Below are 24,407 nucleotides of genomic sequence, written 5' to 3' on the forward strand. Positions count from 1 at the left end.
ACAAATGAATGGACGAAAATAAAATTCGTGAGCTATATGCCCAGAATGATATTTCTGAAGTTTTTACTAATTTGCAATCTTCTACGGACGGTTTGAGTTCCGAAGAAGCTGCTAGTCGATTAGAGAAGTATGGTCCGAATCAAATTCAGAAAGCCAAAGAAGAATCTGAATGGAAGGCCTTTTTTAAAAACTTTATTAGTATGATGGCCATTTTGCTTTGGATTTCAGGCGCGGTTGCCATGTTTAGTGGCACACTGGAATTGGGAATTGCTATTTGGCTGGTTAATATCATCAACGGGTTATTTAGTTTTTGGCAAGAGCGAGCAGCTAAAAAAGCAACAGATGCTTTAAATAATATGCTGCCAACATATGTCGAAGCCATTCGTGATGGCAAAAAGGTCCAAATTGATGCTAAGGAATTAGTTCCTGGGGATGTTTTTGTTTTGCAAGCTGGAAATTCAATTCCAGCCGATGCACGGTTGATTTCTGCGAGTTCGATGCAGGTTGACCAAAGTGCTTTAAACGGTGAGTCTGTTCCTGAATCAAAGACAACCGACTATTCACCTGGCGAGGGCAGTTACGCTGAAACTAACTTAGTATATTCTGGTACTACAGTTGGAGCGGGAACTGCACGTGCGATTGCATTTGCAACGGGAATGAATACCGAGTTTGGTAAAATTGCCAAGCTTACCCAAAAGCAGAACAAGGTCGATAGTCCACTTACACAAGAATTAAACCGACTTACTAAACAGTTATCAATTATTGCGGTTTCAATCGGAATTGTATTCATGATTGCAGCAATCGCTTTTGTTAAATACCCATTTGCAAAAGCATTCATTTTCGCTTTAGGAATGATTGTTGCATTCATCCCAGAAGGTCTTTTACCAACTGTTACTCTTAGTCTTGCCCAAGGGGTCAAAAGAATGGCTAAGAAACATGCTTTGGTTAAGGAACTTAATTCTGTAGAAACTTTGGGTGAAACAACCGTCATTTGTTCAGACAAGACGGGAACTTTAACTCAAAATCAAATGACCATTCATTACATTTGGACACTTAAAAATGAGTTTCAAGTTACAGGTAATGGTTATGAAAACAATGGCCAAGTTGAATTAAATAAAAAACAGCTTTGGTATGAAGAAAATCCTGACTTACATAAATTGGTTCAAATTGCTTCGCTTGATAACGATACAGCTGTTCAGCCAAGTAAAACTAAGGGCGGCAAACCAAAGATTTTGGGAACACCAACTGAAGCGTCATTAATAATAATGGCGGAAAAGGCGGGCTTTGATCGCCAAAAGGTTTTGGTTAAATACCCACGTTTACGTGAATTACCATTTGATTCAGACAGAAAGAGAATGTCAACTATCCACCGCTGGAATGATACACAAGACATTATCTTCACTAAAGGTTCATTTAGTGACGTAATTAAACAATGTGATCAGATTCAAGTTGATGGTGAGGTTCGGCCGCTGACTGAAGACGACCGCAATGTTGCAGATAAGCGTAATGCAGAATATGCTGCTAAAGGCTTACGTAGTATGGCAATGGCCTACAGAATCATTGATTCTAAGGACACTGATATTAATAAGTTAACCATTGAAACTGCCGAAGAACATTTGGTATTTGTTGGTTTAACCACGATGAGTGATCCACCACGTCCTGAAATTTACAATGCCGTTAAACGTTGTCATGAAGCAGGAATCAAAATTATCATGGTAACCGGTGACTCCAAGTTGACTGCCAAAACTGTGGCTGTTCAAATTGGTTTAACTTCAGATAAAGCGAGAGTTATTTCCGGTGATGAATTAAACAAGATGAGCGATGATGAACTCCGTGAGGCACTTAAGGGCGAAGTGATTTTTGCTCGAGTTGCACCTGAGCAAAAATATAAAGTTGTTAAGACTTTACAAGAAAATGGTGAAATTGTTGCCTCGACTGGTGATGGTGTTAACGATGCTCCTGCTTTGAAACAGGCTGATATCGGTATTGCAATGGGGATGACTGGTACAGATGTTGCTAAGGATGCTGCCAATATTATCTTGACTGATGATAACTTTGCTTCAATTGTTGCTGCAATTGAGGAAGGTCGTGCAGTTTATAGTAATATCCGTAAGTTCTTGACATATATCTTGACCTCAAATGTTCCGGAAGCTTTTCCATCGATTCTCTTCCTACTTTCTGGTGGTTTGATTCCACTTCCAATGACAGTTATGCAAATTTTAACGGTCGATTTGGGAACTGATATGCTTCCTGCATTGGGACTCGGTGGTGAACCGGTTGATCCTGATGTAATGAAGCAACCACCACGTAAACGAAGCGAACATCTGCTCAACCGAAGTGTAATTATCAAAGCATTCTTATGGTACGGCTTGATTTCAAGTATTATTTCCATTTGTGCTTACTTCTTTGTTAATATGCAAAATGGTTGGCCAAAAGTGGCACTTGCTTCAAGTGGTTCAGTTTATATGCGTGCTACGACAATGGTACTTGGAGCAATTATCTTCTCTCAAATTGCCAATGTGTTAAACTGCCGTACAAATAAGGTTTCAATTTTCAAAAAGGGTTTATTCAGTAATCGTAATATCTGGTATGGAATTATTTTTGAAATTTTATTGTTCCTTGTTTTAACTGTAACTCCAGGTTTACAACAATTATTTAACACTACAAGATTAATGCCGATTGATTGGCTCTTCTTATTCTGCTTACCAATCCCATTAGTAATCATAGATGAAATCAAAAAATGGCTGTTATATCGTGAAAAATAGTCATTAGACAAATAAAACCGCTTATATATTAGTTAAGCGGTTTTTGTTATGCTAAAATTATTGTCTAAGGAGCTTAATAAAATGAAATGGAACTCAACGATTACGAAAATTGGTCAACAAGCTATTGAAGCAGACGGCAAAATGGTGATTTTATTTAGTGATAATGTGACAACTGATTTAGATGATGTTTCAGTCATTCAAAAATTTGATGACACAACACCAGTTAGTCAGTTTGTGTTCAAAAAGGGCGACACAATTACGATTGATGGTCAAACCTACGTGGCTGATTATGTCGGAGCAATGGTCGAAAGTAATATGAAAGCTTTAGGTCATATTACAATCTTTTTTGATCAAAAAAAGCCTAAAAATCCCATGGCAAATGCTGTCTACTTGACGTTTGCTGATAAGCAAACATTCCCAGAGTTTAATGTAGGTGATGAAATTATCTACGAGCATGTTTAAATAGGGGGATTTAATGAACTCACAAGAAAATCCTAAAAAACAGAGCATTTTTCAAAAGTGGTTTTTGAATAATCGCTTTAGCATTGTCTTACTCAATATTTTATTGTTTTTCCTGATTATTTGGGTCTTTAATAAAATATCTTTTGTGATGAATCCGGCAAAGCTATTTGTAAGTGCAATCTTGCCACCTTTGTTACTAGCCTTAATTCAATATTACATTATGAACCCCTTGGTCGACATTCTTGAGCGTAAGTTCAAAGTACCACGGGTTGCAACGATTATTGGCTTGTTTTTACTGGTAGCGGTATTACTGGTTTGGATTGTTAATACTTTATTGCCAATTGTGCAAACGCAAGTCGATTCTTTAATAAGACACTGGCCTCATATTTGGAATGATGCAACAATTGCTGTTCAAAATATGTTAAGTGATCCACAATTTCATAGTGTGAAAAATAATATTAATGATGCAATTGCACGTGCGCAGGACATGATTTTCAAATCTGGCCAACATGCGGTTGATGCGGCACTAGATAATATTTCGTCGGCAATTAGTATTGTTACGATGATCTTTATGACGTTATTAACGGCGCCATTTATCTTATTCTTCATGTTGAAAGATGGACATAATCTACGTCCTTATTTGACCCAATTTGCTCCTAAACGTTGGCAAAACGGTTTTGGTGAATTGCTATATGACATTAATACAGCTCTTTCTTCATATATCAGAGGTCAATTAACAGTTGCCTTTTGGGTAGGGATTATGTTTGCAATCGGCTATAGCATCATCGGTCTGCCGTATGGGATTGCGCTCGCTGTTTTAAGTGCCTTTTTAAACCTGATTCCGTATTTTGGTACTTTTATTGCGTTTATTCCAGCAATCGTAATTGGTATCATGATTTCTCTACCGATGGTCATTAAAGTTTTAATTGTTTTTGCTGTTGAGCAAACAATTGAATCACGTCTGATTAGTCCATTGGTTATGGGAAATAAAATGGAAATGCATCCAGTTACAACTATTCTTCTCTTGATTGGTTCAAGTGCTGTTTGGGGCTTGTGGGGTGTGATTTTTGGTATTCCAATTTACGCAATTTTAAAAATCATCATCATGCGTGTGTATAATTACTATCGTAAGGTTTCAAAAGTTTTTGATGAAGACGAAAAAACTTCTTTAGTTCCAAAGAAGACAGTTGATAACGAAGAAGTGACAAAGAATTAAAGTAAAGTGTGGTCACTGGGCCACACTTTTTATGTTAAGGAGAAAAAAGTGACTAATCACGTTGTTTTATATGAACCATTAATGCCTGCTAACACAGGTAATATTGCGCGTACTTGTGCGGGTACTAATACTGTATTGGACTTAATTGAACCACTTGGTTTTCGCATTGATAATAAAACTATGAAACGTGCCGGGCTTGATTATTGGGATAAGGTTGACGTGCGGCTGCACGATGACCTTACGGCTTTTTTAAACAGTCTTGGTCCAGACGATGAAATGTACTTGATTTCCAAATTTTCATCAAAAAACTATGCGGAAGTAAGTTACACAGATCCAAAAAAGAATTATTATTTTGTTTTTGGTAAGGAAACAACTGGTTTACCAGAAACGTTTATGCGAGAATATTATGAACGCAATTTGCGGATTCCAATGTCTGATAATATTAGATGCTATAACCTAGCTAATTCGGTTGCGATTGTCTTGTTGGAAGCAATTCGTCAGCAAGGTTTTCCGGGATTGGAAAAAGAGCATCACTACGAAAATGATAAACTTAAGGACAGTTATAATCGTCCAGAAAGATATGAACGTAATTTAAAAGGAGAACAATAATGGAATTTAATAAAGAAACACCAGTTATAGTAAAGAATTTTCACTACGACATTAATGAAGAACTTGAAACTAAGGACAATGTAAACTTTGGTTTGAAAAAAGTTGAAAAACAAAATGAAGATGGCACCACTGATCCGGGTGAAGATGGTAACTATTTCGACATTACCGTTGTCTTTGAAGTGGCCCCTGCTCCTGGTGAATTCACTGTTAGTGGCATGATTAGCCAAGTTGTTAAAATTAAAGATTATTTCGGTGATGGTAGTGACCTTTCAAAAACAGATTATAAAATCTTAAGTCGCCCATTGGTTGAATATATCGAAACTTTGACTTATGAAGTTACACAAATTGCCCTGGATGAACCAGTTAATTTGAACTTCCAAGCCAACTTTTAAAGCCTAATTAGGTGGTTTTATGCCTAAGAAAAAGAAGAAGACAACAAAAGTAAGTAAGAAGGCGCAAAATACAGGGATAACTTGGGCTATTGTCGGTCTTGTCCAAATAATTGTTGTAGTTTTAGCTTTTGCCAAATTTGGTATTCTAGGTAAACAAATTGCTAATGTTTTCCGCCTATTTTTTGGTGACTCTTATCTATTAGTTGCGGGACTATGTGCAATTTTTGGTTTAGTGATGTTGATTTACAACAAACCGATGCATTTTAAGCTGAAAAGAACATGTGGGTTGCTATTAGCAATTTTAGGTTTTTTGATTATCCAAAGTAGCGTTTATTTTGAACGTGAATTAGTTAATAGTGCTTTTATGAACGCTTTTTGGCACGAGATGTCTGCTGAATTTGGCCGTGCTGCTATTACTGAGTCGATTGGAGGTGGATTAATTGGTGCTATATGCTATCAACTGTTTTATCCACTACTTGGACATATTGGGTTGCGTGTATTTGCAATTTTGTTCATTCCAATTGGTATTTTAATGTTCTTTGATGTTAAATTTGCTGACATCATCAGGAAGTTTCAGGCAGTCAGCCAGTTGTTTATTGCCAAAAATAAAAAAGCTGGTTCAAAAATCAAAGAGAAATACAGTGAAATTCGTGAGGAACAAATTCAAAAAAGAGAAGAAAAAGAGGACGATTTTCAAGATCCACTTTCTTCTGAATCACCAGTTTTTCCAAATGTTGATGACTTTACTGTAAAAGACGATAACGAAGATGAAAGTAATATTTCGTCCAATCAAGAAAATGATTTTGCAGAAGAACTTCCAATTGAAGAACAGCCAACTTATCAAGAGCCACTTGAAGATGATGGGCAAGTTCAATATTCCAGTCATGATGACCAGCAAGAGCATTCAGGAACAGCCAATAACGCACTACCTAAATCTCATTCTTTTGCTGACGAAGACCAGAAATTGATGCAGGAGCTTGGATCAGTTGATCACGGTGAATTTGATGGTAAAGAAGTAGTTAACCCCGAATATCAAAAGCCACCGTTGACATTACTCGATTCAGTTAAAAACACTGACCAAAGTGCTGACAAAGCTTTGATTAGGAAAAATACCCAGACCCTGCAATCTACTTTTAAGAGCTTTGGCGTCAATGTTAATATCAAGAAAGCAATTTTGGGACCTACGGTCACACGGTATGAAGTTCAACCAGCCGTCGGTGTAAAGGTGAGCAGGATAGTTAACTTAGCTGATGACCTTGCGCTGGCTCTTGCAGCAAAAGATATCAGAATTGAAGCACCGATTCCGGGTAAACCATATATTGGAATTGAAGTACCCAATCGTGCAACTTCAGTTGTGGCTTTTAAAGATGTGATGCAAAATCAGGACAGCAAGGCTAAAGCTGATCCGATGCAAGTTCCACTCGGTAAGGATGTCAGTGGACAAATTATTTCTGCCAATTTGACGAAGATGCCGCATCTCCTGATTGCTGGTTCAACCGGTTCTGGTAAATCTGTTGCAGTAAACACGATATTAACAAGTATTTTAATGAAAGCCACTCCAGATCAAGTAAAATTGATTTTAATTGATCCGAAGATGGTTGAGCTCTCAGTCTATAATGGTGTACCCCACCTGTTAATTCCGGTGGTCACGGATCCAAAATTAGCTGCAAATGCCTTAAGTAAAGCAGTTAAAGAAATGGAGCGTCGGTATAAACTATTTGCTGCAAGTGGTGCACGTAACATGGCTGAATTTAATGAAAAGGTGGAAATAAATAATCAGGATAAAAGTAAGCCTGTGATGCAGCCTTTACCATACATCTTAGTTGTAGTTGATGAATTAAGTGATCTAATGATGGTTGGTGGCCGCGACGTAGAAGGTGCAATTGTTCGTTTGGGACAAATGGCTCGTGCTGCCGGTATCCACATGATTTTAGCAACGCAACGACCAAGTGTTGATGTCATTACGGGACTAATCAAGGCTAATGTACCTTCCAGAATTTCATTTGCGGTTTCAAGTGGAATTGATTCCCGGACTATTCTCGACCAAAATGGTGCAGAAAAGTTGCTAGGGCGTGGTGATATGCTGTACATGCCAGTGGGTGCTTCAAAGCCAGAGCGAATTCAAGGCGCCTATATTTCTTCTCGTGAAGTTGAAAAAGTAATTTCGTGGGTAAGCCAACAGCAAAAGCCAAAATATGATGAGGGTATGATTCCGCAAAAAACGGAAGAAGCAGCTGATAATGCTGATGCTGAGCCAGAGGATGAATTATATGATCAAGCTGTTGATCTAGTAAGAAGGCAACAATCTGCCAGTGTGTCAATGTTGCAACGTAGGTTTAGAATTGGCTACAATCGTGCAGCGCGCATCGTTGATGAAATGGAAGCTAATGGTGTAGTCGGCCCTTCCGAAGGATCAAAGCCACGTCAAGTATTAATACAGCCTCAAAAAGCCGAAGATAAGAGCTAATTTTTAAGAAAGTTTAGCATGTTGTTTTTTTGACAAAATTTGAGAAAAAATAATGTTAAAATTAATTCGAATGTGAACTTTAGTCGAAATTGTAGCATCTAAAAAGTAATTATTATATAATTGCAATGCTGTTTTGCTGTTTGTTCACTAAAACAAAAAGGAAATGTTTTGATGAAGCGAGCGATAGTTTTTGGTGCAACTGGTGGTATTGGTCAATCAATTTGTACTGACTTAGCCGAAGCCGGTTGGTCTTTATATATTCATTGTAGCAGTAACTGGACAACTGCTTGTGAAATGAGTCAAAGCTTCATGAAGCAGTATCCAACGCAGGACTTTCTACCGCTGAAGTTCAGTTTTTTAGCAGAAAATAATGAGCTTGAAAAAATGGTGCAAAGTTTATTACCAGTTAATGCAGTTATTTTTGCTCAGGGTATTACAGATTATCATCTTCTGAGTGACCAACATTTAGATAAAGTGGATGAGATAATGCAGGTCAACTTGGTTACACCAATTAAGTTGACTAGCCTACTTGAGCCGCTTTTGATAAAAAATGATTTTAGTCGAATTGTTTTTATCGGCTCAGTTTATGGAGCTCAGGGCAGTGCAATGGAAGCAGTTTATAGTGCAACCAAGGCTGGACTCAGTCGTTTTACCCAGGCATATGCTAGAGAAGTTGCATCTGCTAACTTAACGGTTAATGTTATTGCGCCCGGTGCGGTTGATACATCAATGAATAAAGTTATTCCTGCTGAAGAAATGGCAGAAGTAGTAGAAGATATTCCAGCTGGACGTTTAGCTAGTGGCAATGACATTTCGTTCTGGGTTAAAGCCTTACTTGATTCCAATTCGACTTATTTGACTGGACAAACGCTTTACGTTAGTGGTGGATGGTTAACATAGTTTATATAATGTCAAAAGAAATTAGTAGTATATATGTTATACTCAGTGTGTAGAATTTAAAAATTAAAAGGGGTAACTATGGCAGATATTGGAGACAAATTACGCAGTGCCAGAGAGGCAAAGGGACTTTCAATTGAAGATATTGAAAAAGCAACCAAAATTCAAGGCAGGTATCTGACGGCAATTGAGCAAGATGACTTTGATAAGCTTCCTGGAGACTTTTATGTACGTGCTTTTATCAGACAATACGCACAAGTAGTCGGATTAGACGGAAAACAGCTTCTTAGTGAATACCACAACGACGTTCCCCAAGCCGAGCCTGATGAATACGTTGAGGATTCCATCGACAACAAAAGTGAAGAAGTTAGCAAAACAACTAGCAATAAAAAGAAGATTTGGAAAGAATACCTTCCAAGAATTATTGTTGGCGTAGGAATTATTTTAGCCGTGCTTGTTTGTTATATGGTTTATGCTCATTTTTCAGCTAGCGACAATCAACCTGATAATTCTGCTAACGATGTTTCTGTTTCGTCAGATAGTAACACCACAAAGTCTAAGAAGCGGAAGCAAGTTAAGAAAGCTAAAGTGAAAATTAAGCAGTTGAGTAATAATCAGTATCAAGTAACTGGTTTAAAGGAAAATCGTAATTTAGTTGTACGTGCTGGTAATCAACAAACCAATGTTTCAGTTATAATTGACGGCGTTAGCCAAGCAAATCAAGTACTAACTTCAAATCAGAAACGTACTATAGCTATTCCTGAATCTGCTAAAACAATGGTAGTGACATTTACTAATCCTTATGGTGCAACAATTAGGATTGGCGGTAAGAGAATGCACTTTGATCCACGGATTACTGGTAGCACTTTGACTTTCTATATTGGTAAGCACAAGCAAGAACAATCTCAGACAACTGAGAATAATTCAACGCAAACTAATAATAATCAAACGACTACCCATTCAAATACCAATACTAATCAAGACCAAAACCAGTCAAATGAGACCACTACCAGTCAGCAGAATAATCAAACTGATAATGGTCAATCCGGTCATGAAACAAACCAGCAAACTAATAATGGTCAGGGAACTGAAGCTAACCATTCTAACCAGTCCACAAATAACAGTAACGGTGGTCGGTAAAAGGTTGCCAAATAGTAGAAAGAAGTAATTTAGAATGAATTTACCTAATAAATTAACGGTTTTTAGAATTTTCTTAATACCAGTATTTGTATTAATTATTATTTTTGGTGGAGATGCCAGTGTTAAGGTTGCTGGATCAACTGTCTATTGGAAGTTAGTAGTTGCTGCGATTGTTTTTGCAGTTGCATCGGCGACAGATTGGTTTGACGGACATATTGCCCGTTCGCAAAACCTAGTTACTAACTTTGGTAAGTTTGCTGATCCTTTAGCTGATAAGATGTTGACAATGACAGCATTCGTTATGTTGATTTCATTAAATTTAGCTCCAGCATGGGTTGTTGCAGTTATTGTTTGTCGGGAGTTAGCAGTAACTGGTTTACGTTTGATACTTGCTGAAAACAAGGGTCAAGTAATGGCAGCCGCTATGCCAGGCAAAATTAAGACAACATGCCAAATGCTATCAATCATCTTCTTATTAATTGGTGATTTTTACCATATTGGAACAATTTTGCTATATCTAGCTTTAATTTTTACAATATACTCTGGCTGGGATTACTTCCGCAGTTCATGGGATGTTTTCAAAGGTTCTATGTAAAAACAAATTGAATAACTATAAAAACACTAACTTAGTTAGTGTTTTTTGTTTGCCAAAAGTTAATTGGTGAAGCCTAGTGTAGAGCAACAAGATTGATAACTAGTAATAATACTGTTAAGATTAAATTATAATTAAAATGAAAAGGAGAGATTTTATGGTAGAAGAAAGTCCAATGGTTGAATTCAAAGATGTGACGAAGATTTACTCCAAGTCGAAGCAACCAGCAGTGGAGCACATTAGCTTTAAAATAAATAAGGGTGAATTTTGCTGTTTAATCGGTACCTCCGGCTCAGGTAAAACGACGTTAATGAGAATGATTAACCGGATGAATAGCGTAACTAAGGGACAAGTCTTGGTTAACGGCAAGGATGTAAAGAAGTTTAACTTAGTTAACTTACGTCGAAAGATTGGTTATGTAATTCAAAATAATGGCTTAATGCCGCATATGACAATTCGTGAAAATATCGTTCTGGTGCCCAAACTTTTAAAATGGCCAAAAGAAAAGCTCAATGAAGAAGCAGAGCGTTTAATCAAAATGGCTGAATTACCCGAATCTTATTTAGACCGTTATCCAGCTGAACTTTCTGGAGGACAACAGCAACGGATTGGTGTAGTGCGGGCTTTGGCTGCAGATCAAAATTTGATTTTAATGGATGAGCCTTTTGGTGCACTCGATCCAATTACACGGGAGAGCTTACAGAACTTAGTGCAAAATTTACAAATGCAGTTAGGCAAAACGATTGTTTTTGTAACACATGATATGGATGAAGCATTAAAGCTTGCCACTAAGATTGTCGTTTTGCATGATGGCAAGTTAATTCAGGTAGGAAGTCCGGAAGAAATTTTGCATCATCCTGCAAACAAATTTGTTGAGAGCTTGATTGGTGAGGAGCGACTTTCTGAAGCAAAATATGAAACTGTTAAGGTTAAAAATGTGATGACAGCACCCGTAAAAATTAATTTGGGTGCTTCTTTGAATGATGCGTTAGCTATGATGAAGGAACGTCACGTTGATACTCTGCTTGTAATTGATGATGATAATCATTTGAAAGGTTACATTTCGATTGCTGACTTACAAAGAAAATATCCTCATGTTAGTTCAGTTAGTGATATTATGTTGCCAATTAATGCTACCGTTGGGCCTGAAGAATATTTACGTGATAATTTCAGCAGAATTTTAAGCCGCAACGGTCAATATATTCCTGTCGTTGACGCAGAGAGAAAGCTAATTGGAGTAGTTACTCGAGCTAGTTTAGTTAATGTTGTCTATGAAAAAATTTGGGGAGAAAAGAAACCTGCAACAGAAGAGTTAGAAAAGAAGGCGAATTAGTATGTCTGCTTTCATTGCACAGCATGGTTCAGAGTTGCTTGAAAAAACTTGGCAACAAATTTATATTTCCGCAATTTCATTGTTTTTAGGAATCATAGTTGCGGTACCGATTAGTGTAATTTTGCTTAAATTTCCTAAGACTGCCAAAGACGTAATTGCACTTGCGAGTATGTTGCAGACTATTCCAGCCCTAGCACTACTTGCAATGATGATTCCTTTCTTTGGCGTAGGACGTGTACCAGCAATTATCGCTTTATTTCTTTATAGTTTGATGCCAATAATGCGAAACACATACGTTGGCTTGACTGATGTAAATCCAGACACGATAGACTCAGCTCGCGGGCTGGGAATGACGAAAATGCAATTAATTCTCAAGGTTGATATTCCCTTAGCAATGCCAGTAATTATGTCAGGCATTCGATTATCAGCTATTTATGTCATCGCTTGGGCTACTTTAGCTTCATATATCGGGGCAGGAGGATTAGGTGACTTTATCTTCAATGGCTTGAGTTTATATCAACCAGATTTAATTTTTGGTGGTACGATTCCAGTTATTATCTTGGCACTTTTGGCAGATTACTTATTAGGCCAGTTAGAGAAGAAACTTTCGCCAAAGGGAATATAAGGAGGCATGTCTAATGAAAAAGCAATTTAAAAATATATTGTTGTTATTCATTTCAGTCTTACTTGTATTGACCAGCAGTGCTTGTGGCTTACCTGGTTTAGCGGATACTCAGGGGCAAAATGACGATATTAGGATTACGGCTCTAACGACTACTGAATCACAAATTGTGGCTAACATTGTTGCTCAATTGATTGAACATGAAACGAATTATAAAACTTCGATTATCAATAATTTAGGTTCAGCGCCAATGCAACACCAAGCTCTTTATCGGCATGATGCTGACATTCAAGCTGCGGCCTATGATGGTGGTGAGTTGACCGCCAATTTACTATTACCAGCAATTAAGGATTCAAAAAAGGCGAATGAAACAGTTAGGCGAGAAGTAAAGAAAAGATGGGATCAAACTTATCTGCCAACTTATGGTTTCGCAAACAACTATGCCTTTATGGTAAGAGCAAAAGATCAGAAAAAATATCATCTATATAATATTTCTGATCTGAAAAAGGTGAAGGACAAGTTTTCTTTCGGAGTTGCATCCGAATGGGTCAATGCTCCTGGTGTTGGTTATCCTGCCTTTCAGACAGCGTATGGCATTACCTTTTCAAAAGCACACCCAATGAATATCGGATTAGTATATTCAGCTTTGAAGAGTGGAAAGATGGATGTCATTTTAGGCTATTCAACTGATGGTCGGATTGATAGCTATAAATTACACTTACTAAAAGATGATAAGCACTTTTTCCCACCATATAACTGCGGGATGTTGATTAATAACTATCTTTTACGTGAGCATCCAGATTTGAAGCCGCTTTTAAGTAGATTAGTAGGTAATATTAATGTCCATGAAATTAGGGCAATGAATTATCAAGTGGATGATAAATTACTTGAGCCTGCTACTGTCGCTCATCAATTCTTGGTCAAGCACAATTACTTTAGGGGGCAAAAATAATGTCAAAATTAGGTTTGTGGCAACAATTTATTTATTATTACCAGCACAATGGCAGTTACGTTTTGCAACAATTTAACCGTACGTTTTTAATTTCGATTTATGGCGTACTGTTTGCTGCTGTAGTTGGAATTCCCATTGGAATTTTTATTTCTAGAAATGCACACTTAGGTAACTTTGTTGTAGAAATTGCCAACTTTATTCAAACTATTCCGTCACTTGCGTTGCTTTCAATAATTATGATTGCGATGGGACTAGGTGTAATGACAGTAATAGTGACGGTAACGCTCTATTCTTTATTGCCAATTATTAAAAATACATATACTGGAATGAAGAGTGTTGATAAAAATGTCATTGACTCAGGTAAAGGGATGGGTATGACTAAATGGCAGTTGCTCTATCTGGTGCGACTTCCGTTATCAATGTCAGTAATTATTGCCGGATTAAAAAATGCTCTCGTGATTGCAATTGGAATCACATCAATTGGTTCTTTTGTTGGTGCAGGAGGATTAGGCGATATAATTATCCGTGGTACCAATGCAACTAATGGTAGTGCAATTATTTTAGCAGGTGCATTGCCAACCGCGTTAATGGCAATTTTGGCAGATTTACTTCTGAACTTTTTACAAAAATGGTTGCAACCAAAAGGGCTAAGAAATTAAATTGCAAAAAATTATTGTTAGTTCTAGCGTACTTATTAGTAAGAAAGTAATTTTAAAACATTTGTTCGCTTTTTCTTGCAAATATACACTAAATCAAAGTATAATTAGTAAGTACTAAATTGAGGACTAGATACTAGAGGAGGAAAAAATTCTTGGCCAAAGATGAAAAGCAGGCTGCATTGGAAAATGCGCTGAAAAAAATCGAAAAGAATTTTGGTAAAGGTGCCGTTATGCGCATGGGCGACAAGGCGGATACCAAAATTTCAACCGTTCCATCCGGCTCGCTTGCATTAGATGCAGCTCTTGGGGTTGGCGGCTATCCGCGAGGCAGAATTGTTGAAATTTATGGACCTGAATCTTCAGGTAAAACTACGGTTGCTTTGCACGCTGTAGCTGAAGTGCAAAAGCGTGGCGGAACGGCTGCGTATATTGATGCGGAAAACGCAATGGATCCAGCATATGCGGAAGCTTTAGGTGTTGATGTTGACTCACTTATCCTATCCCAGCCAAATACTGGTGAAGAAGGTTTGCAAATTGCGGACACACTGATTACTAGTGGTGCAATTGACATTTTAATTGTTGACTCTGTAGCTGCCTTAGTACCTCAAGCAGAAATTGATGGCGAGATGGGTGACAGTCACGTTGGTTTGCAGGCTCGTTTGATGAGTCAGGCCTTGCGTAAACTGTCAGGAAACATTAATAAGACAAAAACGATTGCGATTTTTATTAATCAGATTCGTGAAAAAGTCGGTATTATGTTTGGTAATCCAGAAACCACCCCTGGTGGCCGTGCCCTTAAGTTCTATTCTACGATTAGACTAGAGATTAGAAGAGCAGAAAAAATCAAGCAAACTGGTGGCGAAATTACTGGTAACCGAGTAAAAATTAAAGTGGTTAAAAACAAGGTTGCACCGCCATTCAAAGTTGCTGAAGTTGATATGATGTACGGCAAGGGTATTTCACAAAGTGGTGAATTACTTGATATGGCTGCCGATAAAGATATTGTTGCTAAAGCGGGTTCTTGGTATTCATATAACGATGAAAGAATTGGTCAAGGGCGTGAAAATGCCAAGGCATATCTTGAAGACCATCCTGATATTTATGATGAAGTTCAACAGAAGGTAAGGCAGGCTTATGGAATTGATGAAGAATCAATTGCTGAGCGTGAAGACCCAGAAAAAGTTAAAAGTAAAAAGGCTAAAGAAGCTGAAAATGCTGAAAAGGAGGTTTCCGAAAAAAAGGAAACCGACAACAAAAGTAACTAAAGTTGAGGAGATTAACCTTGATCTATAATTTAGATCAAGGTTTTTTTCTACTTGTTTGACATCGTTCTCGCGGTTCATTATTATTAATTATGTGTAAATAATCTAAAAACAAAAAAAGGCGATAGTAATCATGACAAATACAATATTGATTCCCGTCGCGGTTGCTATTATTTCAATTTTAGTTGGTACAGTCATTGGCTATGCCGTTCGAAAGGACATTTGGGAGAAAAAAGTCCAAAATGCGCAAAGTGATGCTGACCATATTTTAACCGAAGCAAAAGCACAAGTAGATGCTGCAAAGGCTGAAGTCAACGCACAAAAGCAGGCAGCAGATGCTATTAAGCAAAGTGCACAAAATACCAAAAAAGAGAAAATTCTTGAAGCTCAAGAACAGATTCAAGAATATCGACAAAAAGTTGAAGATGAGCTAAACACAAAGCGTGATGCAATTGCACGTGATGATAATCGCTTAAAACAACGAGAAGATACACTCAATCACAAGAATTCTTTGTTGATCGAAAAAGAGGATGGACTGACCGAGAAGGAAAACCAATTAGTAAAACAAAAAGCTGATTTAGATGAAAAAATTAAAAAAGCTGATGAATTAGTACAGCAAAGCCAAGATAAGCTCTATGAAGTAGCTCATTTGGATGAAGAACAGGGTAAAAAGATGGTTCTTAGTCAACTATCTGATGAGCTAGTTAAAGAACGCGCTGAAATGATTCAAAATAGTAATGAGGAAGTTAAGGCAAAAGCTGATCACTATGCTCATAAAATCATTATTGATGCCATTCAGAATAGTTCAGCTGATACTGTAGCTGAGACTACAGTATCGGTTGTTGATTTGCCTAATGAAGAAATGAAAGGACGAATTATTGGCCGTGAAGGTAGAAATATTCGTTCTTTTGAAGCCCTTACTGGTGTCGATTTAATCATTGATGATACTCCAAAAGTAGTTACACTAAGTGGTTTTGACGCAATTAGACGTGAAATTGCAAAACGAGCAATGGAACGCTTAATTAAAGATGGACGGATTCATCCTGCTAGAATCGAAGAAATGGTTGATAAGGCTCGTAAAGAGGTCAACGACGATATTTATGAAGCAGGTGAAAGTGCCCTAATGGAATTAGGAATTCACAAAATGAATCCTGAATTGGTTAAAACATTAGGTCGACTCAAGTATCGGACATCATATGGACAAAATGTTTTAGGTCACTCGATTGAAGTGGCAAAATTAGCTGGCACAATGGCGGCTGAACTAGGTTTAAATGAAAAATTAGCGGTTCGCGCGGGATTATTACACGATGTAGGAAAAGCCATCGATCATGATATTGAAGGCTCACACGTAGAAATAGGTGTGGAATTAACAAGGAAATATCATGAACCAGATGTAGTAGTTAATGCAATTGCTGCTCATCACGGGGATGTACCGAAGACTTCGTTTATTGCTGAACTAGTAGTAGCAGCAGACACGATTTCTTCTGCAAGACCAGGAGCAAGAAGTGAAAGTTTAGAAAACTATATTAGACGGTTAACTGAACTAGAACAAATTGCCAATCGGTATGACGGAGTTAAACAGGCTTATGCCATTCAAGCAGGACGTGAAGTTCGCGTAATGGTAGAGCCAGACAAGATCTCAGATGATCGCATCACTGTTTTAGCACGTGATATTCGAAACCAAGTTGAAAAAGAGCTTGATTACCCGGGTAATATTAAGATTACGGTCATTCGTGAAAAAAGGGTAGTTGCAGTTGCAAAATAAAAGGGTTGAATGAAAATTCAACCTTTTTTGATTATGAAATATAGGCCTAATTTGTACATTTTTCGCCAAGTCGGTATAATTAAGAGAATTAATTTATGAAAGTAGCCGATTATGTTTAAAATTATCGTTGAACTGTTTTTCTTAGTGATCATTCAAGCTGCAATCACACCTTTTATTAGAAGATTAGCCTTTGTTTTAGGGGCAGTGGACATCCCTAACAAAAGACGGGTAAACAAGAAGCCAATGCCGACTCTAGGTGGCTTGGGTATTTTTGTTACTTTTAATATTGGGGTTTTTATTCTCTTGCGTGAGCAATTTCCTACTCATGAAGCTTTTAGTGTCCTTCTTGGGTCAAGTGTGATTGTTCTAACCGGAATTATTGATGATATTATGGAACTTAAGCCAAGACAAAAAATGTTTGGTATTTTCATTGGTTCATTGGTAATTTACTTTTTAGCTGGAATAAAGATGAGCGTACTAAATCTGCCATTTTTAAATAAGCAAATAAATCTAGGCTGGTGGAGCTTACCAATAACAATTTTTTGGATTTTAGCATTGACTAATGCTGTCGACTTAATTGATGGCCTTGACGGCTTAGCCGATGGTGTATCAATGATATCATTGACAACAATGGGAATAGTTGGCTATTTCTTCTTACATACAGGTCAGCTATACATTCCAATTAGTTGTTTTATGTTAGCTGCATGTCTTTTGGGATTTTTACCGTATAATTTTCATCCTGCAAAAATGTTTTTAGGCGACACAGGGGCACTCTATATTGGTTTCATGATTGCGGTATTTTCGCTTAAAGGGTTGAAAAATGTAACTTTTATTTCAATGCTAGTACCAGTTACAATTTTGGGTGTGCCAATCACTGATACAATTTATGCGATGATTAGGCGTAAGCTTAATAATCAACCTGTTTCACAGGCAGATAAGCACCATTTGCATCACCAGCTAATGAAGATGGGGCTAACTCACCGGCAAGCAGTTTTAGCAATATATGGAATTTCACTGATTTTTTCATTTATTTCATTGCTTTTCTTACTTTCACCGGTGTGGGGCCTATGGTTACTCATTGCAGGGTTAGCCGTAGCACTAGAGTTATTTGTTGAATCAATTGGCTTATTGGGTGAAAAATACAAACCCCTTTTAAGTTTGATACAAAAAATAATCAATTCACGTAGTAAGAAAGATCCAACGGTCGAAGTCTGGCATTTAGGTCAAGAAAAACCAGAGCAATTAAAAAGCAAACATAAAAAGGACTAGGTACTAGTCCTTTTTATTTGTCATGATAATTATGATCGGTAATTGGAATTTCATTATAGCGTTTATCACCTGGCGTAAACTCGATTTGACCGCTCATAAGGTTGGTGAGCTTTTTTTCAAGCTCTTGCTGCTCATCTTCATCGATAAAAATGCTAATGACAACATCGACCCCATAGGTAACTTTTTCAATCCAAATGTTTTCTTCTTTTAGAAAATGGTTTACTTCATCAAACCGATTATATGCAACGTGAAAAGAAAGCTCTTGTTGCAAGACACGCTTAACAACGCCGATTGCTTCAGCTCCTTCGGTAACGCTATTAGAATATGCCCGAATTAATCCACCAGCACCAAGTTTAGTCCCACCAAAGTAGCGCGTAACTACAGCAGTAACATTTTTTAAATTCATCAGTTGTAGGGCTTTTAGCTCAGGAACACCAGCGGTTCCAGAAGGTTCACCATTATCGCTGGCTTTTACTTGCTCATCGTTTAATCCTATCGTATAAGCATAAGTGTTGTGAGTTGCATCACGGTATTTTCTTGTGGTTGCAGCGATTACTGCTTCAGCTTCAGCTACTGATTCGGTGCGAAAAAGACTTGCAATAAAGCGACTCTTTTTAATGACTACTTCGTTTGAACCATTTTCTTTAATTGTTAAATAATTTTCTTCTTTGACCAAAAAAGTTTGCCTCCTTTTGACGTATTTATTATTAGGAGGGCAGAGAAATGGAAAATTCATCTTGCCTCGCTGGCCGCCAGTGGATTAGCAGTCAAGAGGATTTTAGCACAAATGAAGTTTTAACTAAAATTAGCGCAATTCAGCAAAGCCATTGCATGCGTTGCGGTGCAAGAGTTTATGCGAAGCTACCAAATGGCAAATTTTATTGCCGCGATTGTATTGAATTAGGACGCATAGTAGAAGGTGATTTACTTGTTCGTAACTTAGAGTTAGCTGAATTTTCAAGAATGAAGAATGGCGGTCTAACCTGGCATGGCAGTCTGACAAAACGCCAGTCAGCTGTTTCGTGCGAACTTGTCAAGAACTTCAATCAAAGAGCAGATACGCTAGTTCATGCAGTCACTGGTGCTGGAAAAACAGAAATGCTCTTTGCGGCAATTGCGGAATGCATTGCGCAGGGAAAAAGAAGCTGCATTGCAACACCAAGAATAGATGTTGTTAATGAGCTGTACCCGAGATTTAAGGCAGCTTTTAATACAATAAAAATTGGCAAATATCATGGCAAAGAGCATCACGAACCCAGACTGGATCAACTAACCATTTGTACCACACATCAGCTCATGAAGTTTTATCATGCTTTTGATTTACTGGTAATCGATGAAGTGGACTCTTTCCCATATGTCGAAAATACGCAACTACATTTTGCCGCAAAGAATGCGGTGAAAGAAGATGGTGTAAGAATCTACTTAACGGCAACTCCAACAAATGATCTACTTGAAAAGGTTAAGGAAAAGCAGTTAAAGATTTTACGTCTTAACCGGCGGTTTCATGGTGGATTATTACCAGTGCCGCGAGCATTATTTTTTTACCGCCCATTTTTGCTCAAGCAAAAAATTAATCCTAGATTGTTAAAAGAAATTAACGCAGTTATTAAGAGCGGTCATCAATTACTGCTTTTTGTGCCAAGAATTGAACAGATTCCCATCTATGTGAGTGCATTAAAAAATGATGCTCAGTTTAGTAGTGTGATAGTTGAGGGCGTTCATGCCATGGATAAAAACAGATTGGCAAAAGTGGAAAACTTTAGGCAGGGGAAGTCACAACTTCTTGTAACGACGACAATTTTGGAACGAGGAGTAACATTTAAGCACGTATGGGTAATTGTTGTGCAAGCTGATGATGAGATTTATACATCAGCTAGCCTTGTTCAAATTGCAGGGCGTGTCGGCCGGGCAAAAGATGATCCAGATGGACTTGTTTTATTTTGTTACCGCAAGTACACGCAAAATATTCGTAATGCACTTAAGCAAATTAGGGAGATGAATAAATGAAAAAGTGCTTGTTATGTGGGCAAGATTTCATTCCTGCTACCTCATTTTTACGGATTTTTTCCTTTAAGAAATTCCATGAACAATGCTTGTGTCAACATTGTTTGGCCAAATTTGCACCAATAAGTAGAGAGCACTGTGAAATTTGTTATGGTAAAGCAGCTGCAAATGAACGCTGTCTTGACTGTTTAGAATGGCAAAAAATATATGGACATAATTTGCTTCGTAATCATGCAATCTATCGCTACAATGATGCTTTTCACGAGATAATGGTAAATTATAAACGATATGGTGACTATGTTTTACGTGAAGTATTGCAGGAACTGTGTTTTGAGCAGCTAAAGAAAATTAAAGTCGATTTTTATGTTCCTATTCCCACATCCCTTGAACACATCGCAAAAAGGCAGTTTGATACAGTTGCTGCGATTTATAGTCAACTAGTGCCACTTTCGTTTTTTCTTGCCAAAAAAGAAGGTCAAGGTGCCCAGGGTGAGCGCACACGAAGTGAGCGGCTGGAAAGCAAACAAAGTTTTCTTGTTAAAGAGGGAATTAAGGCTGACGTGAATAAACACTCGGTCCTGCTTTTGGATGATATTTACACGACCGGAAGAACGTTATATTATGCCCGAGATGCGCTTCAAACAGCCTTTCCGCAAGCAAAGATTTCTAGCTTTACAATTTGTCGATGAGATATGTTGTTCAGCGCTTTCAAGTTTTGTTATAATATAGATAAGATAAGACTGCGAATGCAGTTGAAAGGAGAATCTCATATGTTAAAGTATAATGTTCGTGGTGAAAATATCGAAGTAACCGATGCTCTAAGAAGCTACGTTGAAAAACGCTTAAAGAAATTAGAAAAATATTTTGACTTGAATCAAGACATCATTGCGCATGTCAACTTAAAGGTTTATCGTGATCGTACTGCCAAAGTTGAGGTTACTATTCCACTTCCATACTTAGTATTGAGAGCAGAAGAAACAACTGATGATATGTATCGTAGCATCGACTTTGTTTCTGAAAAACTTGAAAGACAAATTAGAAAATATAAGACACGTGTGAATCGTAAGACCCGTGAAAAGGGAATTGGTGATTTCTTTGTTGAAGGTGCTGAAGAAGAAGCACAAGAAAAAGAAACAAGAGAATTCACTATTGTTCGAAACAAGCAAATTGGTTTAAAACCAATGAGTCCAGAAGAAGCAATTTTGCAAATGAACATGTTGGAGCACGATTTCTTCGTTTTCCAAGATGCTGAAACAAATGGTACTAGTGTTGTTTATCGTAGGAATGATGGTCATTATGGCTTAATTGAAACTAAATAAATAATTGCTGATTTAAGACTGGACCTCACATTTAGTGTGAGGTCTTTGTTTTGTTTGTTTTTCATTTAGGGCTAATCATGTTAGAATTATTATGTGTTTTATACTTAAGTACATATAAGGATCGATTAAATGGTTAATATTTTAAAGAAACTATACAATAGTGATAAAAGAGAACTAAAGAAATTCGAAAAGTTAGCTGAGCGTGTAGAAAGCTATGCTGATGAATATAGTCAACTTTATGACGAGCAATTACAGGCTAAGACACCAGAGTTTCGTGAGCGCTTGGAAAATGGTGAAACTTTAGATTCACTTTTACCTGAAGCTTTTGCAGTTGCTCGTGAAGGTGCTAAACGCGTTTTGGGTTTGTATCCATTCCACGTTCAAGTTCTTGGTGGGATTTCACTGCACTATGGTAACATCTCTGAGATGATGACAGGTGAAGGAAAGACTTTGACTGCAACAATGCCAGTTTACTTAAATGCGCTGACAGGTAAGGGCGTACATGTTGTTACGGTTAATGAGTATCTGTCGAGTCGTGACGAAGAAGAAATGGGTCAATTGTATAGGTGGTTAGGCTTAACAGTTGGTTTGAATATTAATGCAATGTCACCTGATGAAAAACGGGAAGCATATGATTGTGATATTACTTATTCAACTAACTCAGAATTAGGTTTTGATTACTTGCGTGACAACATGGTTGTTTACAAAGAACAGATGGTTCAACGTGAACTGAACTACGCCATTATTGATGAAGTTGACTCAATCTTAATCGATGAAGCAAGAACTCCGTTAATTATTTCTGGTGAAGCTGAGCAAGCTAATGGCGACTACATTCGTGCAGATCGTTTTGTCAAAACTCTCAAAGAAGACAAGAGTGATGATGATATTGATGATGAAGAAGATCATGGCGATTACAAGATTGACTGGCCAACTAAGACAATTTCTTTGACTAGAACGGGTATTCAAAAGGCTTGTGACCACTTCGGTTTGAGAAACTTATACGATGTTGGAAACCAAAAACTCGTGCATCACATCGATCAAGCTTTACGTGCAAATTACATTATGCTCAAGGATATTGACTATGTTGTTCAAGATGGTGAAGTTTTAATTGTTGATTCATTCACTGGTCGTGTAATGAAGGGGCGGCGCTATTCAGATGGCTTGCACCAAGCAATTGAAGCTAAAGAAAATGTTAAGATTCAGGAAGAATCTAAGACACAGGCAACGATTACTTACCAAAACTTCTTCAGAATGTACAAAAAGCTTGCAGGAATGACTGGTACTGCTAAAACTGAAGAAGAAGAGTTCCGTGAAATTTACAATATGCAAGTTATCACAGTTCCAACCAACCGTCCTATAATTAGAATAGATCGTCCAGATGTTTTGTATCCTAACTTAGATTCTAAATACGNTACTGCTAAAACTGAAGAAGAAGAGTTCCGTGAAATTTACAATATGCAAGTTATCACAGTTCCAACCAACCGTCCTATAATTAGAATAGATCGTCCAGATGTTTTGTATCCTAACTTAGATTCTAAATACGCTGCTGTAGTGGATGAAATTAAAGAACGTCATGCAAATGGACAGCCAGTTTTGGTTGGTACGGTTGCGGTTGAAAGTTCTGAAAGATTAAGCGGGTTGCTTGATAGAGAGAATATCCCTCACGCAGTTTTGAATGCTAAAAACCATGCTAAAGAAGCGCAAATCATCATGAATGCGGGTCAACGTGGTGCAGTAACGATTGCTACTAACATGGCTGGTCGTGGTACTGACATCAAATTGGGACCTGGCGTTAAAGAAATTGGTGGTTTGGCGGTTATTGGTACAGAGCGGCATGAGTCCCGAAGAATTGATAATCAACTTCGGGGGCGTTCAGGCCGACAGGGAGACCCTGGTGAAACACGTTTTTACTTATCACTTGAAGATGATTTGATGAAACGCTTTGGTGGTGAGCGCGTTAAGGACTTTTTGGATCGCTTGTCAGATAATGATGATGATAAAGTCATTGAAAATAGATTTATTACTCGTCAAATTGAATCTGCTCAAAAACGAGTAGAAGGTAACAACTATGATACGCGTAAGCAAACTTTGCAGTACGACGATGTAATGCGTATTCAGCGTGAAATTATTTACGGTGAACGGATGCAAGTTATTGGAGAAGAAGACTCACTTAAGGATGTCTTAATTCCAATGATTCGTCGTACCATTAGTAGTCAAGTTGACATGTTTGCACAAGGTGATCGAAGCAAATGGCGGATAGATTCCCTTCGGGATTTCATTAGTTCTAGTCTTCTTTCTGAAGATGAAACGAATGCAATTGACTTTAAGACGATTACAGTTCCTGAGTTAAAAGAGAAATTGTATGATGACGTTGAGAAGAACTACAACGAAAAGGCTAATGCACTGGCTGATCCGTCACAAATGTTGGAATTTGAAAAAGTGGTTATTCTACGTGTGGTAGATGATCGTTGGACAGATCATATTGACGCAATGGATCAGTTACGCCAATCAATTAGTCTTCGTGGCTATGGACAACTTAATCCGCTAGTTGAATACCAGGATTCCGGTTACAACATGTTTGAAGAAATGGTTTCAAATATTGAATTTGATGTAACTCGTTTATTCATGAAGGCTGAAATCAGACAAAATCTTAGTCGTTAAAAATTAAGATTAAAGAGAAAG

21 protein-coding genes are annotated in these 24,407 nt (G+C 37.6%); 20 read left to right on the forward strand and 1 reads right to left on the reverse strand.

The window, feature by feature from the left end:
- The first annotated feature begins 8 nt into the window (after nt 1–8).
- The 16 genes from CRG87_RS00800 to CRG87_RS00875 all read left to right on the forward strand — a co-directional run bounded on the left by CRG87_RS00800 (nt 9) and on the right by CRG87_RS00875 (nt 18,402).
- On the forward strand, nt 9–2,765 hold the full coding sequence (locus CRG87_RS00800) for a cation-translocating P-type ATPase (RefSeq protein WP_074425594.1): 2,757 nt from the start codon (nt 9–11) through the stop codon (nt 2,763–2,765).
- 81 nt (nt 2,766–2,846) lie between these two features.
- Nucleotides 2,847–3,227 carry a PTS glucitol/sorbitol transporter subunit IIA gene (locus CRG87_RS00805; RefSeq protein WP_074425593.1) on the forward strand — a complete coding sequence of 127 codons (381 nt, stop codon included), beginning with the start codon at nt 2,847–2,849 and terminating at the stop codon, nt 3,225–3,227.
- 13 nt (nt 3,228–3,240) lie between these two features.
- Nucleotides 3,241–4,443, forward strand: coding sequence for an AI-2E family transporter (locus CRG87_RS00810; protein ID WP_074425592.1), 1,203 nt, complete (start codon nt 3,241–3,243; stop codon nt 4,441–4,443).
- Between the two features lie 48 nt (nt 4,444–4,491).
- Entirely contained in the window at nt 4,492–5,052 is a 561-nt protein-coding gene (locus CRG87_RS00815; RefSeq protein WP_046306450.1) for a tRNA (cytidine(34)-2'-O)-methyltransferase, read from the forward strand.
- Nucleotides 5,052–5,444, forward strand: a complete 393-nt coding sequence (locus CRG87_RS00820) for a DUF1149 family protein (RefSeq protein ID WP_046306452.1) — start codon at nt 5,052–5,054, stop codon at nt 5,442–5,444. The genes CRG87_RS00815 and CRG87_RS00820 overlap by 1 nt, the downstream gene beginning before the upstream one ends.
- Before the next feature lie 19 nt (nt 5,445–5,463).
- Nucleotides 5,464–7,911: an FtsK/SpoIIIE family DNA translocase gene (locus CRG87_RS00825; RefSeq protein ID WP_074425591.1), complete on the forward strand. Its 2,448-nt coding sequence runs from the start codon at nt 5,464–5,466 to the stop codon at nt 7,909–7,911.
- 171 nt (nt 7,912–8,082) lie between these two features.
- Nucleotides 8,083–8,811 (forward strand): elongation factor P 5-aminopentanone reductase, encoded by a 729-nt coding sequence (gene ymfI, locus CRG87_RS00830; RefSeq protein ID WP_074425590.1) that lies wholly within the window; start codon nt 8,083–8,085, stop codon nt 8,809–8,811.
- Between the two features lie 78 nt (nt 8,812–8,889).
- Complete coding sequence (locus CRG87_RS00835) at nt 8,890–9,948, forward strand: helix-turn-helix domain-containing protein (protein ID WP_074425589.1); 1,059 nt, start codon at nt 8,890–8,892, stop codon at nt 9,946–9,948.
- A 34-nt stretch (nt 9,949–9,982) separates the two neighbouring features.
- Nucleotides 9,983–10,543 (forward strand): CDP-diacylglycerol--glycerol-3-phosphate 3-phosphatidyltransferase, encoded by a 561-nt coding sequence (gene pgsA, locus CRG87_RS00840; RefSeq protein ID WP_074425588.1) that lies wholly within the window; start codon nt 9,983–9,985, stop codon nt 10,541–10,543.
- 154 nt (nt 10,544–10,697) lie between these two features.
- Nucleotides 10,698–11,873, forward strand: a complete 1,176-nt coding sequence (locus CRG87_RS00845; RefSeq protein ID WP_074425587.1) for an ABC transporter ATP-binding protein — start codon at nt 10,698–10,700, stop codon at nt 11,871–11,873.
- 1 nt (nt 11,874) lies between these two features.
- The gene (locus tag CRG87_RS00850) at nt 11,875–12,498 is read left to right on the forward strand and encodes an ABC transporter permease (protein ID WP_074425586.1); all 624 of its coding nucleotides are present in this window, start codon (nt 11,875–11,877) and stop codon (nt 12,496–12,498) included.
- Between the two features lie 13 nt (nt 12,499–12,511).
- Nucleotides 12,512–13,447 (forward strand): osmoprotectant ABC transporter substrate-binding protein, encoded by a 936-nt coding sequence (locus CRG87_RS00855; protein WP_074425585.1) that lies wholly within the window; start codon nt 12,512–12,514, stop codon nt 13,445–13,447.
- Nucleotides 13,447–14,106 carry an ABC transporter permease gene (locus CRG87_RS00860; protein WP_046306465.1) on the forward strand — a complete coding sequence of 220 codons (660 nt, stop codon included), beginning with the start codon at nt 13,447–13,449 and terminating at the stop codon, nt 14,104–14,106. Before CRG87_RS00855 ends, CRG87_RS00860 begins: the two co-directional genes overlap by 1 nt.
- A gap of 152 nt (nt 14,107–14,258) precedes the next feature.
- Nucleotides 14,259–15,371: a recombinase RecA gene (gene recA / locus CRG87_RS00865; RefSeq protein WP_074425584.1), complete on the forward strand. Its 1,113-nt coding sequence runs from the start codon at nt 14,259–14,261 to the stop codon at nt 15,369–15,371.
- Nucleotides 15,372–15,501: 130 nt separating this feature from the next.
- Nucleotides 15,502–17,133 (forward strand): ribonuclease Y, encoded by a 1,632-nt coding sequence (rny, locus tag CRG87_RS00870; protein WP_074425583.1) that lies wholly within the window; start codon nt 15,502–15,504, stop codon nt 17,131–17,133.
- Between the two features lie 111 nt (nt 17,134–17,244).
- Complete coding sequence (locus CRG87_RS00875; protein WP_046306471.1) at nt 17,245–18,402, forward strand: glycosyltransferase family 4 protein; 1,158 nt, start codon at nt 17,245–17,247, stop codon at nt 18,400–18,402.
- A 13-nt stretch (nt 18,403–18,415) separates the two neighbouring features.
- Here CRG87_RS00875 and CRG87_RS00880 read toward each other — a convergent pair whose 3' ends face one another.
- Nucleotides 18,416–19,078: a YigZ family protein gene (locus CRG87_RS00880; protein ID WP_074425582.1), complete on the reverse strand. Its 663-nt coding sequence runs from the start codon at nt 19,076–19,078 to the stop codon at nt 18,416–18,418.
- A gap of 47 nt (nt 19,079–19,125) precedes the next feature.
- Between CRG87_RS00880 and CRG87_RS00885 the strand changes: the two genes are divergently transcribed.
- The 4 genes from CRG87_RS00885 to CRG87_RS08260 all read left to right on the forward strand — a co-directional run bounded on the left by CRG87_RS00885 (nt 19,126) and on the right by CRG87_RS08260 (nt 24,386).
- Nucleotides 19,126–20,409: a helicase-related protein gene (locus tag CRG87_RS00885; protein ID WP_074425581.1), complete on the forward strand. Its 1,284-nt coding sequence runs from the start codon at nt 19,126–19,128 to the stop codon at nt 20,407–20,409.
- Nucleotides 20,406–21,095, forward strand: a complete 690-nt coding sequence (locus CRG87_RS00890) for a ComF family protein (RefSeq protein WP_074425580.1) — start codon at nt 20,406–20,408, stop codon at nt 21,093–21,095. Before CRG87_RS00885 ends, CRG87_RS00890 begins: the two co-directional genes overlap by 4 nt.
- A gap of 81 nt (nt 21,096–21,176) precedes the next feature.
- The gene (gene hpf / locus CRG87_RS00895) at nt 21,177–21,725 is read left to right on the forward strand and encodes a ribosome hibernation-promoting factor, HPF/YfiA family (protein ID WP_074425579.1); all 549 of its coding nucleotides are present in this window, start codon (nt 21,177–21,179) and stop codon (nt 21,723–21,725) included.
- 129 nt (nt 21,726–21,854) lie between these two features.
- The gene (locus tag CRG87_RS08260; protein ID WP_101138659.1) at nt 21,855–24,386 is read left to right on the forward strand and encodes a preprotein translocase subunit SecA; all 2,532 of its coding nucleotides are present in this window, start codon (nt 21,855–21,857) and stop codon (nt 24,384–24,386) included.
- The last annotated feature ends 21 nt before the right edge of the window (nt 24,387–24,407 follow it).

The sequence above is a fragment of the Lactobacillus apis genome (assembly GCF_002837055.1).
Lineage (GTDB): Bacteria > Bacillota > Bacilli > Lactobacillales > Lactobacillaceae > Lactobacillus > Lactobacillus apis.

What these genes read in the sequence shown, in the direction of transcription:
- CRG87_RS00800 (WP_074425594.1), top strand. Translation starts at nt 9, where the DNA reads ATGGACGAAAATAAAATTCGTGAGCTATATGCCCAGAATGATATTTCT.
- CRG87_RS00805 (WP_074425593.1), top strand. Translation starts at nt 2,847, where the DNA reads ATGAAATGGAACTCAACGATTACGAAAATTGGTCAACAAGCTATTGAA.
- CRG87_RS00810 (WP_074425592.1), top strand. Translation starts at nt 3,241, where the DNA reads ATGAACTCACAAGAAAATCCTAAAAAACAGAGCATTTTTCAAAAGTGG.
- CRG87_RS00820 (WP_046306452.1), top strand. Translation starts at nt 5,052, where the DNA reads ATGGAATTTAATAAAGAAACACCAGTTATAGTAAAGAATTTTCACTAC.
- CRG87_RS00825 (WP_074425591.1), top strand. Translation starts at nt 5,464, where the DNA reads ATGCCTAAGAAAAAGAAGAAGACAACAAAAGTAAGTAAGAAGGCGCAA.
- ymfI (WP_074425590.1), top strand. Translation starts at nt 8,083, where the DNA reads ATGAAGCGAGCGATAGTTTTTGGTGCAACTGGTGGTATTGGTCAATCA.
- CRG87_RS00835 (WP_074425589.1), top strand. Translation starts at nt 8,890, where the DNA reads ATGGCAGATATTGGAGACAAATTACGCAGTGCCAGAGAGGCAAAGGGA.
- pgsA (WP_074425588.1), top strand. Translation starts at nt 9,983, where the DNA reads ATGAATTTACCTAATAAATTAACGGTTTTTAGAATTTTCTTAATACCA.
- CRG87_RS00845 (WP_074425587.1), top strand. Translation starts at nt 10,698, where the DNA reads ATGGTAGAAGAAAGTCCAATGGTTGAATTCAAAGATGTGACGAAGATT.
- CRG87_RS00850 (WP_074425586.1), top strand. Translation starts at nt 11,875, where the DNA reads ATGTCTGCTTTCATTGCACAGCATGGTTCAGAGTTGCTTGAAAAAACT.
- CRG87_RS00855 (WP_074425585.1), top strand. Translation starts at nt 12,512, where the DNA reads ATGAAAAAGCAATTTAAAAATATATTGTTGTTATTCATTTCAGTCTTA.
- CRG87_RS00860 (WP_046306465.1), top strand. Translation starts at nt 13,447, where the DNA reads ATGTCAAAATTAGGTTTGTGGCAACAATTTATTTATTATTACCAGCAC.
- rny (WP_074425583.1), top strand. Translation starts at nt 15,502, where the DNA reads ATGACAAATACAATATTGATTCCCGTCGCGGTTGCTATTATTTCAATT.
- CRG87_RS00875 (WP_046306471.1), top strand. Translation starts at nt 17,245, where the DNA reads ATGTTTAAAATTATCGTTGAACTGTTTTTCTTAGTGATCATTCAAGCT.
- CRG87_RS00885 (WP_074425581.1), top strand. Translation starts at nt 19,126, where the DNA reads ATGGAAAATTCATCTTGCCTCGCTGGCCGCCAGTGGATTAGCAGTCAA.
- CRG87_RS00890 (WP_074425580.1), top strand. Translation starts at nt 20,406, where the DNA reads ATGAAAAAGTGCTTGTTATGTGGGCAAGATTTCATTCCTGCTACCTCA.
- hpf (WP_074425579.1), top strand. Translation starts at nt 21,177, where the DNA reads ATGTTAAAGTATAATGTTCGTGGTGAAAATATCGAAGTAACCGATGCT.